Raw genomic sequence first — 16,624 nt, forward strand, 5'->3', positions numbered from 1 at the left:
CCGACCCCCGCCGACGTCGAGTCGTCGTCGGTGTCGACACCCACAAGCACGTTCACGTTGCCGTCGCCCTGAACGACATCGGCGGCCGCCTCGACGCCCGCTCGTGCCGCCTGCCGCTACGTGCGCGAGACCGGTCGGTGCTCAACCGGGACAGACGATGAGGTCCACGTCGGCGGCGCGCAGCGCGGCGGCCACCGTGGCCGGTGGCGGCTGGTCGGTCACCACCACGTCGACCAGGTCGAACGTGACCAACCGGATCGGGGCGGAGGTGCTGAACTTGGTGTGGTCGGCGAGGACGACCACCCGGTCGCAGATGTCGATCAGGGCACGTTTCGTGGGGCGTTCCACGTCGGCGGCGACATAGATCCCGCCGGCGTTGATGGCGGCGGCGGCCAGGAAGAAGATCTCCGCGTGCAGGCCCTCCAGGCACCGGATGGTGATTTCGCCGACCAGTGCCTGGCTGTCTGCGAGCAGTTGACCACCGAGCGCCACGACCTGCACGTCGGGCAGGCCGAGCAGGTGCTGCAGTACCGGGATCGAGTGGGTGATGACGGAGCCCTGGAAGCCGGTCGGTAGGTGGGTGGCCAGCTCGTAGGCGGTGGTGCCCGCGTCGACGGCGACGGTCGCGTGGGGTTCGATCAGGGTGGCGGCCCGCTCGGCGATGCGTCGTTTGCTCTCCGCCTGCTGCCCGGCGCGGCTGGCGAAGCTGGCCGTGCGCAGGGTGCCGTGCGGCAGGCTCGCTCCACCGTGGACCACCCGCAGCTCGCCGGTCTCCGACAGCCGCTTCAGGTCCCGGCGGATGGTCATGTCGGAGACGCCGAACAACTGACTCAGGTCGGTGATGGAGGCGAAACCGGTGGTGTGCAGTTGCCGCATGATCGCCTGGCGCCGGGCCGCTGCGGTCGTCGGCGTGGTCACCTCGCTCGTCACCGCCACCGCCCCCTCCTCGTCGCGGTCGTCCGCGCTGCTGCGCCGGGCCCGCGCGGCCGCCAGGTGGTCGGGCGCGGGCGCGTCGAGCGCCGGTTCGGCCGCGGGGCCCCCAACTCTACGGTCGCGCCGGCCGTGCGGACGCATCGACCGTCGCGGGTACCGCGGCGTGCCCTGGGCTCCGCCGCTCGCGCTCTGCTCATCCCGCCTCCCGGTCCGGTGCCGGCCCCTGCCGTCGCGGATCAGCGTCGAGACTACCGCAGGTGTTGACTTCCGAACATCTCTGTGTTTTGTTTTTAACACAGCGGTAGTGTTGTGGGTCACTCTACCGCCCATGACCAGCACAAACACGTCGTGGAGGTCGGGATGGCGAACAGCGCGTCACCGCACCCGATCGTGTTCGTCGGGGCCGCCACCTTCGACGCGATCACGCTCGTCGATCACTTCCCCAAGCCGGACGAACGCCAGGTCGCCGACGAGGTTCGGTACGCCGGCGGGGGCCCGGCCGCCACCGCGGCCGTCGCCGCGGCCCGGCTGGGTGTGCCGGCCGCCTTCGTCGGGACGGTCGGCGAGGACGACGAGGGGGAGCGGATCGTCGGCGGGCTGCGCGCCGAGGGCGTGGACGTCACCGGCGTACGCGTCGTGCCCGGGCAGCCGTCCCAGGCCAGCGTCGTGGTCATCGACCGGTCCCGGGCCACCCGGGCCATCTGCACCCGCCTGGTGCCACCCCTGAGGCTCGACGACGACCCGACGCTGCCGGACCGGCTCGCCCACGCCGCGTGGGTGCACGTGGACCACCTCGGGTGGCCGGTGGCCCGAGCGCTGCTGGACCGGCTCCCGGCCGCCACCCGACCGCGCATCTCGGTCGACGGCGGCAACCCGATCCCCGGCCTGCGACTGGACGACGTCGACCTGTACGTGCCCACCGTCGAGGCGCTGACCGCCCGCTACGGGGCGATGCCGGTGGCCGACCTGCTCGGCCGCGCGCTGGCCGAGGGCGCGAGGACCGTGGTGGCCACCCGCGGCGCCGAGGGATCGGTGGCGGCCCGGGCCGGGCGACCGCCGACGGAGGCGGCCGGTCTGCCGATCGACGTGCTGAGCACGCTCGGCGCGGGGGACGTCTTCCACGGTGCCCTGCTGGCGGCGTGGTCCCGCGGCCTGCCCCTGGCGCAGTGCCTTCGTTACGCCAACGTCACCGCCGCGCTGTCCTGCCGTGGGATCGACGGCCGATCGGCCATCCCGAACCACGCGGAGGTGCTGTCCGCCCTGGACGGTGTCCTTCCCGACCGACAGGAGGAGAACCTGTGAGCTCAGGACCCACCACCGCGCCGGACCTGTCCGTGCTGCGCCGACCGTCAGGTGGGTACGCCATGCTCGCCATCGACCAGCGCGAGGCGATGCGGGCCATGTTCGCCGAGCACCAGGCGGAGCCGGTCAGCGACGAGCAGGTGACCGCCTTCAAGCTCGCCGCGGCCCGCATCCTGACCCCGTACGCCTCCGCCGTGCTGGTCGACCGGCAGTTCGCCTTCGACCGGGTGGTCGCCGAACGGGCGGTCGCTCCCGGCTGCGCTCTCATCGCGGCGGCCGACCGATTCCGCAGCGCCCACGGGGAGCTCGTCGGCGAGGTCGACATCGACCCCGACGTGGTGCCGGAGCGAGTCCGGGACCAGGGCGCCGTCGCCCAGAAACTGCTGGTGCTCTACCGGCCCGACACCGACCCCGGTCCCCGGATCGCGATGGTGGAGGAGTTCGTCGACCGGTGCCGGCGCGCCGGTCTGATCAGCATCGTCGAGCCCGTCTCCCGTCGGCCGCTCGACGGGCGGGCCTGGGACTGGGACGAGGGCGTGCTGGCCGCCGCCGCCGAACTCGGGTCGCTCGGCGCCGACCTGTACAAGGCCGAGGTGCCGCTGCGCGGCCAGGGCGACCCGGGCGAGATTCGACGTCGCTGCGCGCGGATCACCGAGACCGTCGCCAGTCCCTGGGTGGTGCTCTCCTCCGGCGTACCGCAGGACGTCTTTCCCGACGCGGTCCGGCTGGCCTGCGCCGAGGGCGCTTCCGGCTTCCTGGCCGGACGGGCGGTCTGGGCATCCTGCATCGGAACCGCCGACATGGAGACCGAGCTGGCCACCCACGCCGTCGCGCGGCTGCGCCACCTCTGCGACGTCGTCGACACCGCGATCGGGGAGCGATGACCATGCCCCGCGTCGTGATGGTCCCCACCGCCCGCCCGACCTTCGTGGTCGACGTGGCCCGGCAGCGGGCGGAGCAGGCCCGTGCGCTGCTGACCGACCTCGGCGCCACCGTCACCGGCCCGACCGATCTGGTGATGACCCCCGAGGACGTCGCCGACGCGGCCCGTTACGTCGACCCGGACGCCGACCTCGTCCTCAACGTCTGCGCCTCGTTCTCCGACGCGTCCCCGGCGCTCGCGCTCTACCGCGACCTGGACCGGCCGGTGCTGCTCTGGTCGTTCCGCGAGCCCGGCCCGGTCGGCGACCGGCTCTGGCTCAACTCGCTGTGCGGAGCCAACCTCTTCGGCCACGCCCTCGTCGGCATCGGTGGGCAGGTACGCCTGCTCTACGGGAACCCCGACGAGCCGCAGGTCCGCGAGGCGCTCCGCCGGGCGTTGGGCGGCGAGCTGCCGCCGGCGCCGCCGCAACCCGAGCACCACCGGGAACGCAGCGATCGCGCGGACGCCGAACACGCTCTGGCCACGCTGCGTGGACGACGCGTCGGCCTGCTCGGTGACGCGCCCCCCGGCTTCACCCCGAGCGAGTACGACCCGGCCCTGCTGGACCGCCTCTTCGGTCTCGACGTCGCCCCGCTGACCGTGGACGCTGCCTTCGACCGGATCGGCGCGGTCGATGAGTCGGACCGGGCGGCCGAACTGGCGGCGGTGACCGTGGCCCGGCCCAGCCTCGCCGGCCTCGATCCCGCCGAGGTGGCGCGGCACGCCGCGGTCACCTGCGCGATGCGGGACTGGACGGCCCGGGACTCCCTCGCCGCGGTGGCGGTCCGCTGCTGGCCGGAGTTTCCCACCCGGCTCGGCGTGTGCCCGTGCTCGTCGCTGTCCCGCCTGGCCGACGAGGGCACCCCGACCGTCTGCGAGCGCGACGTCTACGGCGCGGTGACGATGCTGCTGCTGGAGACGCTCGGCTCGGGCACGACGTACCTCGTCGACACCGTGGACCTCGACGCCGCCGCCAACGTGGTCCGGCTGTGGCACTGCGGATCCGCGGCGACCAGCCTGGCCGCCGACCCGGCCCGGGCCACCCAGGACGTGCACTGCAACCGCCGCATCGGGGTGGCGGGCAACTTCAGCCTGCGCACCGGTCCGGTGATCATGGCACGGCTGACGGAGACACCGGCCGGCGACGGCCTGCGCCTCCTGATCGCCGCCGGCGAGTCGCTGCCGGCGGTCAACCGGTTCCAGGGCAACACCGCCGACATCCGACTCGACACCGACGCCACCGCCTTCGTCCACGGCCTGGTCACCGGGGGATTTCCCCACCACACCGTGCTCGCCTGGCGGGACGTCCGGCCCGCGCTGCGGGCCGCCGCCGATCTGCTGAACATCCCCGTCATTGAATGGTGACGACTCCGTCCCGAGGAGATGAGTCATGGCCCCCCACCACTCCCACCCCTCCTTCAACCGTCGCGACATGCTCCGCCTGCTCGGTCTCTCCGGGCTGGCCGCCACGACGGCAGCGTGCGCCGGCCCCGGCTCCGACGGTGGTGGTTCCGGCGGATCGAAGGCCGCCCAGACCGGCAAGCCCACCGGTGAGTTCTCCTTCGCCCACTGGCGCGGCGAGGACCGGCAGGCCTTCGACGAGTTGATGGCCCGCTTCACCGCGAAGTACCCGGAGGTGAAGGCGAGCCAGGACATCGCGCCGTCCAACGACTACAACGCCCAGGCGTTGCAGCGGCTGCGTGGCGGCAACGTGGGCGACGCGTTCGCCACGTTCCGGGGCTCCCAGTTCGCGAATTTCGCCAAGGCCCAGGTCTACACCAACCTGTCCGGCTCCAGCGTGCTCAACCGTTTCGAGCCAGGGCTGTTGCAGGCCGGCGCCCAGGACGGCAAGCAGTACGGGCTGCCGTACCAGGTGGTCTTCCCGATGCCGTTGTACAACGCAGACATCTTCGAGAAGGCCGGGGTGACCGCGCCGCCCGCCGACTGGGACGGTTTCCTCGCCCTGTGCGAGAAGCTGAAGGGTCAGGGTGTGGTGCCCCTCGCCTGGCCGGGCGCCGAGGCGGGCAACTCCGGCCAGCTGTTCAACTCGATGGTGGCCAACAACGCACCCAGCGACGACATGTGCGCCAAGATCGAGAAGGGTGAGGCCAAGTGCACCGATGACTGGTTCCTCCAGACCTTGAACCAGTACGTCCAGCTCCGCCCGTACTTCCAGCCGAACGCGACCGGAACGGCGGTGGAGCCGGCGCAGCAGCTCTTCGCCACCGGCAGGGCCGCCATGCTCGCCACCGGCAGCTACCACCTCGCCGCGGTCCGGAAGCTCGGCGCGAAGTTCCCGATGGACATCATCTCGCCGATCACCACCAGCAAGGACAAGGCCCGCCACGAGGGCGTCTACAACGCCACGTTCATCCTCGGCGTGAATGCCAAGTCTGACGTGCAGCCGGCGGCCAGTGCCTGGCTGGAGTTCCTGAGCGACCCGGCGAACGCCAGCGTCTACGCCAACGCCACCGCCCAGCACCTGACGGTCAAGGGCGTGGAGTACACCAACGCCGATCTCAAGGCCATCCAGCCTTGGCTGACCCGCAAGACCCTCCTCGCTCCCCGGTTCCAGTTCCTCGACCTGGACATCCGCAACGCCGTCGAGGCCGCCTGCGTGAAGGTGGTCGGTGGCGCGGCTCCGCAGCAGGCGGCCGAGGAGGCCCAGCGAATCGTCGACCAGCGCAGGTGAGTGTCGTGACCCCACATGCCACCACCGGCCGCGCCGACTCCCCGGTCACCCCGGGGGGCGCGGCGCGGCCAGGCGCCGGGACCGGGCCGGGCCCCGCCGCTCGGCGGGCCAGGCGCCGGGCCACCACAGTGAACCCCGGGCTGTATCTGTTCCCGCTGCCGGCCGTGGCCCTGCTCGTCGTCTTCTTCGCCGTGCCGACGGTGCAGGCCGTGCAGTACGCCGTCACCGACTGGGACGGGTTCAGCGCGGACTACCGGATGGTGGGGGCGGACAACTTCACCCGGGCGTTGACCGGCGACGACCTGTTCCGCAACGCGCTGGTCAACAACCTCAAGTTCATGCTGGTGGTGGTGCTCGCGCAGACCGCGCTGTCGCTGCTGCTGGCCGTCCTGCTGGCCCGCAACTCCCGGGGCAGCGTCATCCTGCGGTCGCTGTACTTCTTCCCCACCATCCTGTCCTCGGTGTCGGTGGCGTTCATCTGGAAGTTCGTCTACGACCCGAACTTCGGCCTGGTCAACCGGTCGCTGGACGCCGTCGGGCTGGGTGGGATGCGCTCGTCGTTCCTCGGCGACGACCAGGCGATCTACTGGGTGGCGATCACCCAGGTCTGGTTCCACGCCGGGCAGATGATGGTGGTCTTCGTGGCCGGTCTGCAGGCCATCCCGGTCGAACTCTACGAGGCGGCCGGCATCGACGGCGCCGGTCGGTGGGGGAAGTTCCGGCACATCACCTGGCCGATGATCGCGCCTGCGACGGCCATCGTGGTCGCCTACACCACCATCCAGTCGTTCAAGGCGTTCGACCTGATCCTCGGTCTCGGCGGCAACCCGCCGAACTCGTCGCTGGACATCCTCTCCACCCGCATCTACACCACGTTCGCCAACTCGGACTACGGCTACGCGGCCGCCGAGTCGCTGCTGTTCATGATCCTCATCGGGATCGTCACGGTCACGCAGCGACGCATGCTCCGGGCCACGACGGCGGACACCTGAGGGAGGCCCCATGCTCGCCACACTCGGCCGCCGCGCCATCCTCGCCAGCTACGCGATCCTGATCGTCGTACCGCTGACGGTGATCCTCTTCGGCACGTTCAAGACCACCGGCGCCCTGTTCGACAACCCGTTCGCCCCGCCGACGTCGCTGTCGACGCAGAACTACCGCACGGTGCTCACCGAGCAGAACCTCAGCGGCGCCTTCGTCAACAGTGCCGTGGTGACCGCCGCGTCGGTGACGCTGACGCTGTTCCTCGGCAGCCTGGCGGCGTACGGGGTGGCCCGCATCCCCGGCTGGCGGGGCTGGCTCATCTTCGGGTTCCTGGTGCTGGGCATGTCCGTGCCCGCCCAGGCCAACATGATCCCGCAGTACGTGCTCTTCGGCCGGCTCGGGCTGCTGGACAGCCTGCTCGGCCTGATCCTGATCAACGTGGTGGTCACCCTGCCGGTCGCGGTGTTCATCCTCGGCGGGTTCATGCGCACCCTGCCCAGCACCCTCTACGAAGCCAGCTCCATCGACGGCTCCGGACCCTGGCGGACCTACCGGTCCATCATCATGCCGCTCTCCCTGCCGTCGCTGGCGGCGACCGCGATCTTCCTGTTCGTCATGCACTGGAACGAACTGCTCTACCCGTTGCTGTTCATCCAGTCCGCGGAGAAGCGGACCCTGCCGCTGGCGCTGCTCAGCTTCCAGGGCGAGTTCCAGACCGACTACCCGCTGCTGTTCACCGGCGTCGTGCTCGCTTCGCTGCCGGTGGTGGTCGGTTACGTGCTGCTGCAGCGTTACTTCGTCGCCGGCATGACCTCCGGGGCGGTGAAGGGGTGACCGGCATCGTGCGCGACGAGGAATTGGGCGCTCCCGAGATCCTGCGGCGGGTCAGTCGGATCCGTCGTGACGGCCCGGACGTCGTGGTCGACGTCGACGCCCACCCTGCGGTCCGGTTGCCCGGGACGCCGGGCTGGCTGACCGGCGAGCCCGTCACCGACCAGGGCGTGGAGACGTCCATGCCCAACCTGCCGAACCTGCGGCTGCCGCCGCTGACCGCCAGCTCCTGGCAGGTGCGGGTGGCGTTCGCCGGGCCGCGTACCGTCCGGATCGTGGTGGCGCGCGTCGGCGCCCGGGTGCTCGCGGAGGAGCCGACGTGGCTGGGGATCGTCACCGACCCCCGACCCGAACCGGTCGACCCCCGCATCGAGGAGCACCCCGACCACGTCACCGTCCACGCCGGGCAGGTGGGCGTACGGATCAGCCGGTTTCCGTTCGCCGTGGCGATCACCGACGCGGACGGGCGTACGGTGCTGCGCACCGGTGAACGACTGCGCCAGGTCGCCGGGTTCCCCGTGGCGCCGCCCGTGCTCGGCGACGGCACGCACACCACCCTGCACTGTGAACTCGGCCCGGAGGAGGAGATCACCGGCTTCGGCGAGCAGTTCAGCCGGCTGGTCAAGAACGGGCAGCAGTTGCTGCTGCGGGTCGAGGACGCGCTCGGCACCGGCACCGGCCTGGCGTACAAGCCGGTGCCGGTGTGGCACTCCACCGCCGGCTACACCGGATTCCTCAACACCGGCGCCACTGTCACCGCCGACGTCGGGCACACCCGGCCCAGCGTGCTGGCCCTCACCGCCGCCGACGAGGCGATCGACCTGTACGTCTGCGTCGACGCCGACCCGCGGACCCGACTCGGTGACTACACCGCGCTGACCGGCCGGCCGAACCGGCCGCCGCTGTGGGCCTTCGGCTACTGGATGGGGCGCTGCCGCTACCACTCCCGAGCGGAGATGGAGGGGGTGGCCCGGGGTATGGCCGACCACGACGTCCCCTGCGACGTGCTGCACCTCGATCCCGACTGGCTCGTCGTGGACCGGCTCAACACCGACTTCATCTGGAACACCGACCGCTTCGGGGATCGGGCCGCGTTGGTCAAGGCCCTTGACGACCACGGGTGCCGCCTGTCGGTGTGGGAACTGCCGTACCTCGACCCCGCCTCCCCGCGCTATGCAGAGGCGGAGGCGGCCGGCTACCTGGTACGCGACACCAGTGGGGCGACCGCCCGCATGCGCGGCACCCCCACCCCGGACGGCCGGCCCCGCGCCCTGATCGACTTCACCAACCCGAAGGCCCGCCGCTGGTGGCAGGACCTGCACGCCGACTTCCTCGACGACGGGGTGGCGGTGTTCAAGACGGACTTCGGTGAAGGGCTGCCCGACGACGCCGCCCTCGCCGACGGCACCCCGCCCCGGCACGCCCACAACCTCTACCCGCTGCGCTACAACGGCGCGGTCAGCGTGGCGATCGCCGAGCGGACCGGCCGGGACCCGCTGGTCTGGGGTCGCTCCGGCTGGGCCGGCTCGCACCGCCATCCCGGCCAGTGGGGTGGCGACGCCGAGTCGACCGTGGCGGGCATGCGCGCCACCGTCCGCGGTGGCCTGTCGTACGCGCTGTCCGCGCCGGGGTTCTGGAGCCACGACATCGGCGGCTTCTTCGGCCCCGAACTCACGCCCGCCCTCTATGCCAGGTGGACGCAGCTCGGTGCCCTGTCGCCGCTGATGCGCGCCCACGGGCTGCGCCCCCGGGAACCGTGGGAGTTCGGCCCCCGGACGCTGGACATCAGCCGGGAGTGGATCCGGTTGCGTTACTCGCTCCTGCCGTACCTGTGGCAGGTCGCCACCGAGTCCGCGGCGCGCGGCTGGCCGATGATGCGGCCGTGCGCCCTGCACCACCCGCAGGACCCGGTCGCCAACGGCCTGGACGGGCAGTTCCTCCTCGGCGCCGACCTGCTGGTCGTCCCGATCTTCGACGACGGCGACGAGCCGGTGCACCGGGTGTTCCACGTACCGGCGGGGGAGTGGACCGACCTGCTCAGCGGCGAGCGCTACCGGGGCCCCGGCTGGCACAGCGTCGAGGTGCCGCTGGATCGGATGCCCGTGCTGGTCCGCGCCGGCGCGGTCATTCCCCGCGTCGACCTGCCGGACCGGTTCCGCCGCACCGACGACCTGGTCGGCCTGCCGTGGACGCTGCACGTCTTCGGCGACGCCGATCACGATCTGCGCCTCGCCGGCTTCGACGGCACCGACACCAGGGTGCGGATCCGGGGCGGCGAGGCGGAGGCGACCGGCGGGCAGTCGGTCCGGCGGCAGGTGGTCCGACATGGGTGACGACCTGCCCGAGAAGCTGTCCCGGTTGGCCGCGCTGGTCGGCCGGCACGGCCTGGACACCGTGGTGCTGCGGGAACCGGCGACGATCAGCTGGCTCACCGGCGCCCGGTCCCACGTCCCGCAGACCCTCGACACGTCCTGCCTGGACGTGGTCGTCGACTGCCGGGACCGGCCCCGACTGACTGTGGTCGCCAACGCCATCGAGGCGCCCCGGCTGCGCGACACCGAGCTGGCCGACCGCGACGTCGACTGGATCGTCGTGCCGTGGTGGGCGGACCGGGCGGCGGCGCTGCCGACCGGCCCCGGCGTCGGCTCCGACCGGCCCGGTCCCGGCATGGTCGACGTCCGCGCCGACGTCGCCGCCCTGCGCCGACAGCTCACCGCCGCCCAGGCCGAGACGCTGGCCGGGGTCTGCGCCGACGCCGCCCGGGCCGTCACCGCCGCCGCCGGTCGCTGCCGTCCCGGCATGACCGAGTACGCGGCCGCGGCGCTACTCGCCGCCGAACTGCTCGACCGGGCGCTCGACCCGGTCGCGCTCTTCGTCGCCGCCGACCGGCGCGGCGCCGGGCACCGTCACCCGCTGCCGACGACCGCCAGCCTCACCGAGCGGGTCATGCTGGTCTGCTGCGCCCGCCGCGACGGACTGATCGCCAGCGTCACCCGGATCCGCTGCTTCACCCCGCCCACCAGCGAGGACCGTGACGCCTACCGGAGGCTGCTCGACGTGGAGGCGGCCTTCCTCGACGCCAGCCGGATGGGGACGCGGATCGGCGAGGTGGTCGCCACCGGCGTCGCGGCCTACCCGGCGCACGGCTTCGACGCCACCGAATGGCACCGCCACCACCAGGGCGGCTTCTCCGGCTGGCAGCCCCGGGAATACCCCGCCCACCCCGGCTCGGCGGACCTGCTCACCGCCGGCAGCGTCGTGGCCTGGAACCCCTCGGGCGCCGGCTGGAAGGTCGAGGACACCTGCCTGGTGACTCCGGCCGGGCCGCGTCCCCTGGTGCACGACCCGGGCTGGCCGAGCATGACCGTCGCCGGCCGGCAGCGCCCCGATCTGCTCACCGACTGAAGGAGGGTCACCGACGTGACGGGCACCATGCTCATCGACGGGACCTGGCACACCCCCGACCACCACATCGATGTCACCGACCCGGCCGACGGCAGCCTCGTCGGCCGGGTCGGCTGGGGCGACGCGACCGACGCCCGCCGGGCCGCGAGCGCGGCCGCCGCCGCGTTCGACGCCTGGGCCGACGCCCCGGCCCGGGTCCGCGCCGACCTGCTGCTGCAGGCTGCCGAGCTGATCGGCGAGCGGCAACGTTCCATCGGGGAGCTGCTGGCCCGGGAGGCCGGCAAGCGGCTGCCGGAGGCGCTCGCCGAGGTGGCCTTCAGCGCCGAGTACTTCCGCTGGTTCGCCGAGCAGGCCCGCCGGCCCCACGGGGACCTGCTGACCAGCGAACAGCCGGGCCGCCGGCAGCTCACCCTGCGCCGCCCCACCGGGGTGGTGGCCAGCCTGACCCCGTGGAACTTTCCCTGTTCCATCCAGGCCCGCAAGCTTGCGCCCGCCCTGGCCGCCGGCTGCACGGTCGTCGCCCGGGTGTCGGAGAAGGCGCCGCTGGCGGTCACCGAACTGATCCGGACGCTGACCGACGCCGGGCTGCCCGCCGGGGTGGTCAACCTCGTGCACGGCCCGGCCGCCGCCATCACCGACACGCTGCTCGACCACCCCGCCGTCCGGGTGGTCACCTTCACCGGTTCCACCGGGGTCGGCAGCCGGATCATGGCCACTGCGGCCCGCCGGATCGTCCGGCCGCTGCTCGAGCTCGGCGGCAACGCGGCGTTCGTCGTCTTCGACGACGCCGACCTCGACGCCGCCGTGGAGGGCGCCGTGCTGGCCAAGACCCGCAACACCGGTCAGTCCTGCGTGGCGGCCAACCGCTTCCTCGTGCACGAACGGGTCCACGACGAGTTCGCCGGCCGACTGGCCGAGCGGCTCGACGCGCTGCGCATCGGCAACGGCCTCGACGAGCCCTGCCCCGACGTCGGCCCGGTGATCGACCAGTCCCGGGTCGACGCGGTCACCGCGCTGGTGGACGAGGCGCTCGCCGCCGGCGCCTGCCGGGCCACCGACGATCGGGCGGTGCCCCGGCACGGGCACTACGTGCCGCCCACCCTGCTGGTCGACGTTCCCGACCACGCACGCATCGCCCGCGAGGAGGTCTTCGGACCCGCAGCCGCCGTCTTCCGCTTTCGCGACGAGGAGGAAGCTCTCGCCCGAGCCAACGCCACCGAGCTGGGCCTCGCCGGTTACGTCTACAGCCGGGACCCGGCGCGCATCTGGCGGATGGCCGACCGGATGCGGGTCGGCATCCTCGGCGCCAACGATCCGCTGCCGTCGGTGGTGTTCGCCCCGATGGGCGGGGTGAAGCAGGCCGGGCTCGGGCGGGAGGGCGCTGCCGACGGGTTGGCCGAGTTCACCGACCAGCGGTACCTCGCCTGGCGGCCGTGATCCCCGGTGACCGTGCTGCAGTTGACCGCACTCGCGGTGGCGATCTTCGTCGGCGCGGGGACGCAGCGGGTCACCGGGCTGGGATTCGCGCTGGTGGCCTCGCCGTTCGTGGTGCTGCTGACCGACCCGTTCAACGGCGTGCTCCTGGTGAACCTCTGCGGCGCCCTGACCGCCCTGGCCGTGCTCGTCCAGGTGTGGCGGGACGTGGACGTCCGGCGGGCCGGTCTGCTGCTCGGTCCGGCCCTGGTGGCCGTGCTGCCGGGCGCCTGGGTGGCCCGGAACCTGCCCGCCCCGGTGCTCGCCGTCGTCGTCGGTGGGCTGGTGCTGGCGGCACTGGCGGCGGTGCTCACGCGCGGCCGCGCCGGCCGGCGGGCCGACGGCCCGCCCGAACCGCGCGCCGCGGGCGATCGTGAGGGCGCGTCCGCCGACGGCGTCCGCGCCAGCCTGCTGGCCGGGGCCGGGTCGGGCTTCATGAGCGTCACCGCCGGGGTCGGTGGGCCGGCGATCACCGTGTACGCGGTCAGCACCGGCTGGTCGCAGCGCTCCTTTGCGGCCACCGCCCAACTCGTCTTCGCCGCCCTCGGTGTCGCGTCGCTGCTCGCCAAGGGCAGCCTGCCGGCCCTGCCGGCGGCCGGCTGGGCCCTCGTGGGCACCGGCCTCGCCGTCGGCGTCCTCATCGGTAACCGCCTGTCCGACCGGGTACCGGCGCACCGGGCCCGGCGGGCCGTGGTGGCCCTCGCCCTGACCGGTGCGGCCATCACCGTGGCGAAAGGAGTTGCACAGCTGTGAACAGGGTCGTCCCCGGTGGTCTCGTCCTGGCCGTCGACCAGGGCACCACCAGCACCCGCGCCCTGCTGGTCGACGCCGACTCCCGGGTGGTGACGGCGGCGCAGGTCGAACACCGGCAGCACTTCCCCCGGCCGGGCTGGGTGGAGCACGACGCGGACGAGATCTGGGCGAACACCCGTACCGTCATCGCCGACACGCTCGACCGGGCCGGCCGCACCCCGGCCGAGCTGGCCGCGGTCGGCATCACCAACCAGCGGGAGACGGTGGTGGTGTGGGACCGCCGGACCGGACGGCCGATCCACCGCGCCGTCGTCTGGCAGGACACCCGCACCCAGGAGCTGTGCCGCCAGCTCGCCGGCCCGGCCGGCCCCGACCGGTACCGGTCCCGCACCGGCCTGCCGTTGAGCACCTACGTCTCCGCGCCGAAGATTCGGTGGATCCTCGACCACGTGCCGGGCGCCCGGCGGGCCGCCGAACGCGGCGACCTCGCCGCCGGGACCGTGGACAGCTGGCTGGTGTGGAACCTCACCGGCGGGGTCGACGGCGGGCTGCACGTCACCGACGTCACGAACGCCTCCCGGACCATGCTGATGGATCTGGACACGATCCGCTGGGACCCGGACCTCGCCGCCGAGCTGGGCGTGCCCCTCGGCGTCCTGCCGGACATCCGCGCCTCCAGCGGCACCGTGGGCCGCGGCCACCGGGACGGTCCGCTGCCCGGCGTACCGGTCAGCGGTGTCCTCGGCGACCAGCAGGCCGCCCTGTTCGGGCAGGCCCGCTTCGCCGCCGGGGAGGCGAAGAGCACCTTCGGCACCGGCGCTTTCGTCCTGCTCAACACCGGTGCCGAACCGGTGCCGTCGAGGCACGGCCTGATCACCACGGTTGCCTACCAGTGCCAGGGGCACGAGCCGGTGTACGCGCTGGAAGGCTCCGTCGCGGTCACCGGCGCCCTCGTGCAGTGGCTGCGTGACAACCTGGGCATCATCCGGCGCGCCGAGGAGGTCGAGGTCCTCGCCCGGCAGGTCGAGGACAACGGCGGGGTGTACGTCGTACCGGCCTTCTCCGGACTGTTCGCGCCGCACTGGCGGCCGGACGCGCGGGGCACGATCGTGGGGCTGACCCGCTACGCCGACCGCCGGCACATCGCCCGGGCCGCGCTGGAGGCCACCGCGTTGCAGACCTGCGACGTGCTGGAGGCGATGCGCACCGACACCGGCCTCGACCTGCGTGAGCTTCCGGTCGACGGGGGCATGGCCGCCAACGACCTGCTGCTGCAGATCCAGGCCGACCAGCTGGGCATCCCGGTGGTGCGACCGGAGAACGTCGAGACGTCCGCGTTGGGCGCGGCGTACGCGGCCGGCCTGGCCGTCGGAGTCTGGCCGGACCTGGACACGCTGCGCCGGCACTGGCGGGCCGGGGCCCACTTCCGTCCCACCCGGGACCTCACCTGGCGGCTCAAGCAGCGCGACACCTGGCGGGCGGCCGTGAACCGATCGTTGAACTGGACGGGAAGGTAGAGACATGATCCACCCAACGAGGCTGGGACCGTCGGAGCGCGCCGAGAACTGGCGGCGACTGGGGTCCGAGCAGTTCGACATCCTGGTGGTCGGCGGTGGCGTCACCGGCACCGGTGTCGCCCTCGACGCCGCCACCCGCGGGCTGCGGGTGGCCCTGGTGGAGGCGCGTGACTTCGCCGCCGGCACCTCCTCCCGGTCCAGCAAGCTGTTCCACGGTGGGCTGCGCTACCTGGAGCAGCTCAACTTCGGGCTGGTCAAGGAGGCGCTGCGGGAGCGGGAACTGATGCTCACCCGGATCGCCCCGCACCTGGTCCGACCGGTGTCCTTCCTCTATCCGTTGAGACACCGGGTGTGGGAACGCCCTTACGTCACCGCCGGGTTGACGCTCTACGACACCCTGGCAGGCAAGCGCTCGGTGCCCCGCCACCAGCAGCTGTCCCGCACCGCCGCCCGGCGGCTCTGCCCGTCGCTGCGCCCGGACGCCCTGGTCGGGGCGGTCCGCTACTTCGACGCGCAGGTCGACGACGCCCGGCACACCATGACCGTCGCCCGCACCGCCGCCACCTACGGCGCGACCGTGCTCAACTCCGCCGAGGTCGTCGAGTTCCGGCGCACCGGTGACCGCATCGTCGGCGCCCGGGTCCGCGACGTGGAGACCGGCGCGCACACCGACGTGGCGGCGACCGTCGTCATCAACTGCGCCGGAGTGTGGACCGACGAGCTGCACCGACTCGCCGGCAGACGCGGGCAGTACCACGTGCACGCCTCCAAGGGGGTGCACCTCGTGGTGCCCCGGGACCGGATCCACTCCACCACCGGGCTGATCCTGCGTACCGAACGGTCGGTGCTGTTCGTGATCCCCTGGGGCGCGCACTGGATCGTCGGTACCACCGACACCACCTGGGAGCTGGGCAAGGCCCACCCGACCGCCACCGAGGCCGACATCACCTACCTGCTCGAGCAGGTCAACGAGGTGCTGGCCACCCCGCTGACCCGGGACGACATCGAGGGCGTCTACGCCGGTCTGCGACCACTGCTGGCCGGCGGCACCGACGACACGACCAAGCTGTCCCGGGAACACGTCATCTCCCGCACCCAGCCCGGAATGCTCTCCGTGGCCGGCGGCAAGTACACCACGTACCGGGTGATGGCGGCCGACGCGGTCGACGCCGCGGCCGTCGACCTCGACCGGCCGCTGCCCCGGACGGTCACCGACCGGATCGCCCTGCTCGGCGCAGAGGGCTACCCGGCCCTGCGCAACCAGATTCCCGTGCTCGCCCAACGGTACGGCCTGCCCAGCTGGACGGTCCGCCATCTGCTGGGCCGGTACGGCTCGCTGATCGGCGAGGTGCTGGCCGCCGCCGAGGAAGACCCGTCGCTGCTGCTGCCCCTGCCCGGCGCCGAGCGATACCTACGGGCGGAGTTCCGTTACGCCGCGACCCACGAGTCCGCCCTGCACCTCGACGACCTGCTCGCCCGCCGGTCGCGCATCTCCATCGAGGAGAGCCACCGGGGCACCGAGACGGCCGAGGCGGTCGCCGGCATCGTCGCGGACGTGCTGGGCTGGGACGAGCGGCGCCGGCGCGCGGAGGTCGAGGCGTACACCGCCCGGGTGGAGGCGGAACGGCGTTCCCACACACAGGCCGACGACCCGACCGCGGAGGCCGTGCGGGTGGCGGCACCGGACAGCCGGCTGACCACCGTGGTGGCCTGAGCGTGGGTGGCGGTCGGCGTTCGTGAGCAACGACCCCGGCGACGCGTCCCAGCTGGCACGGGTTCGCCTCGCCGATGCAGTGATCCGGTGGGTCACCG

General features: G+C 72.8%; 13 protein-coding genes. 12 read left to right on the plus strand and 1 reads right to left on the minus strand.

Translation table 11 applies throughout. The features are described 5' to 3' along the window. Nucleotides 1-141: 141 nt before the first annotated feature. Complete coding sequence (locus tag GA0070614_RS29585) at nt 142-1,074, minus strand: DeoR/GlpR family DNA-binding transcription regulator (protein ID WP_172892530.1); 933 nt, start codon at nt 1,072-1,074, stop codon at nt 142-144. Nucleotides 1,075-1,293: 219 nt separating this feature from the next. Between GA0070614_RS29585 and GA0070614_RS29590 the strand changes: the two genes are divergently transcribed. The 12 genes from GA0070614_RS29590 (at nt 1,294) to GA0070614_RS29645 (ending at nt 16,526) form a co-directional block, all read left to right on the plus strand. After that, on the plus strand, nt 1,294-2,235 hold the full coding sequence (locus GA0070614_RS29590; protein ID WP_088979748.1) for a carbohydrate kinase family protein: 942 nt from the start codon (nt 1,294-1,296) through the stop codon (nt 2,233-2,235). Continuing rightward, nucleotides 2,232-3,119, plus strand: coding sequence for a hypothetical protein (locus GA0070614_RS29595; RefSeq protein ID WP_197701371.1), 888 nt, complete (start codon nt 2,232-2,234; stop codon nt 3,117-3,119). Before GA0070614_RS29590 ends, GA0070614_RS29595 begins: the two co-directional genes overlap by 4 nt. 2 nt (nt 3,120-3,121) lie before the next feature. After that, nucleotides 3,122-4,522, plus strand: a complete 1,401-nt coding sequence (locus tag GA0070614_RS29600) for a hypothetical protein (RefSeq protein ID WP_088979027.1) — start codon at nt 3,122-3,124, stop codon at nt 4,520-4,522. Between the two features lie 25 nt (nt 4,523-4,547). Further along, nucleotides 4,548-5,849 carry an ABC transporter substrate-binding protein gene (locus GA0070614_RS29605; protein WP_088979028.1) on the plus strand — a complete coding sequence of 434 codons (1,302 nt, stop codon included), beginning with the start codon at nt 4,548-4,550 and terminating at the stop codon, nt 5,847-5,849. 128 nt (nt 5,850-5,977) lie between these two features. Beyond that, nucleotides 5,978-6,841, plus strand: a complete 864-nt coding sequence (locus GA0070614_RS29610) for a carbohydrate ABC transporter permease (RefSeq protein ID WP_197701372.1) — start codon at nt 5,978-5,980, stop codon at nt 6,839-6,841. 10 nt (nt 6,842-6,851) lie between these two features. Further along, complete coding sequence (locus GA0070614_RS29615; protein ID WP_088979029.1) at nt 6,852-7,667, plus strand: carbohydrate ABC transporter permease; 816 nt, start codon at nt 6,852-6,854, stop codon at nt 7,665-7,667. Beyond that, nucleotides 7,664-9,997: a glycoside hydrolase family 31 protein gene (locus tag GA0070614_RS29620; protein WP_088979030.1), complete on the plus strand. Its 2,334-nt coding sequence runs from the start codon at nt 7,664-7,666 to the stop codon at nt 9,995-9,997. Before GA0070614_RS29615 ends, GA0070614_RS29620 begins: the two co-directional genes overlap by 4 nt. Continuing rightward, a complete protein-coding gene (locus GA0070614_RS29625) occupies nt 9,990-11,069 on the plus strand; it encodes a M24 family metallopeptidase (RefSeq protein WP_088979031.1) in 1,080 nt (359 codons plus the stop codon). Before GA0070614_RS29620 ends, GA0070614_RS29625 begins: the two co-directional genes overlap by 8 nt. Nucleotides 11,070-11,084: 15 nt before the next feature. Continuing rightward, nucleotides 11,085-12,506, plus strand: a complete 1,422-nt coding sequence (locus GA0070614_RS29630) for an NAD-dependent succinate-semialdehyde dehydrogenase (RefSeq protein WP_197701373.1) — start codon at nt 11,085-11,087, stop codon at nt 12,504-12,506. Between the two features lie 21 nt (nt 12,507-12,527). Further along, nucleotides 12,528-13,295: a sulfite exporter TauE/SafE family protein gene (locus GA0070614_RS29635; RefSeq protein ID WP_197701374.1), complete on the plus strand. Its 768-nt coding sequence runs from the start codon at nt 12,528-12,530 to the stop codon at nt 13,293-13,295. Next, nucleotides 13,292-14,812, plus strand: coding sequence for a glycerol kinase GlpK (gene glpK, locus GA0070614_RS29640; RefSeq protein WP_088979033.1), 1,521 nt, complete (start codon nt 13,292-13,294; stop codon nt 14,810-14,812). Before GA0070614_RS29635 ends, glpK begins: the two co-directional genes overlap by 4 nt. A gap of 7 nt (nt 14,813-14,819) precedes the next feature. Continuing rightward, complete coding sequence (locus GA0070614_RS29645) at nt 14,820-16,526, plus strand: glycerol-3-phosphate dehydrogenase/oxidase (RefSeq protein WP_408630790.1); 1,707 nt, start codon at nt 14,820-14,822, stop codon at nt 16,524-16,526. The last annotated feature ends 98 nt before the right edge of the window (nt 16,527-16,624 follow it).

It is taken from the genome of Micromonospora coxensis, from assembly GCF_900090295.1.
Lineage (GTDB): Bacteria > Actinomycetota > Actinomycetes > Mycobacteriales > Micromonosporaceae > Micromonospora > Micromonospora coxensis.

Excerpts from the sequence above, each read along its gene's own strand:
- GA0070614_RS29585 (WP_172892530.1), bottom strand. The coding sequence starts at position 1,074 with ATGCGTCCGCACGGCCGGCGCGACCGTAGAGTTGGGGGCCCCGCGGCC.
- GA0070614_RS29590 (WP_088979748.1), top strand. The coding sequence starts at position 1,294 with ATGGCGAACAGCGCGTCACCGCACCCGATCGTGTTCGTCGGGGCCGCC.
- GA0070614_RS29600 (WP_088979027.1), top strand. The coding sequence starts at position 3,122 with ATGCCCCGCGTCGTGATGGTCCCCACCGCCCGCCCGACCTTCGTGGTC.
- GA0070614_RS29605 (WP_088979028.1), top strand. The coding sequence starts at position 4,548 with ATGGCCCCCCACCACTCCCACCCCTCCTTCAACCGTCGCGACATGCTC.
- GA0070614_RS29615 (WP_088979029.1), top strand. The coding sequence starts at position 6,852 with ATGCTCGCCACACTCGGCCGCCGCGCCATCCTCGCCAGCTACGCGATC.
- GA0070614_RS29625 (WP_088979031.1), top strand. The coding sequence starts at position 9,990 with ATGGGTGACGACCTGCCCGAGAAGCTGTCCCGGTTGGCCGCGCTGGTC.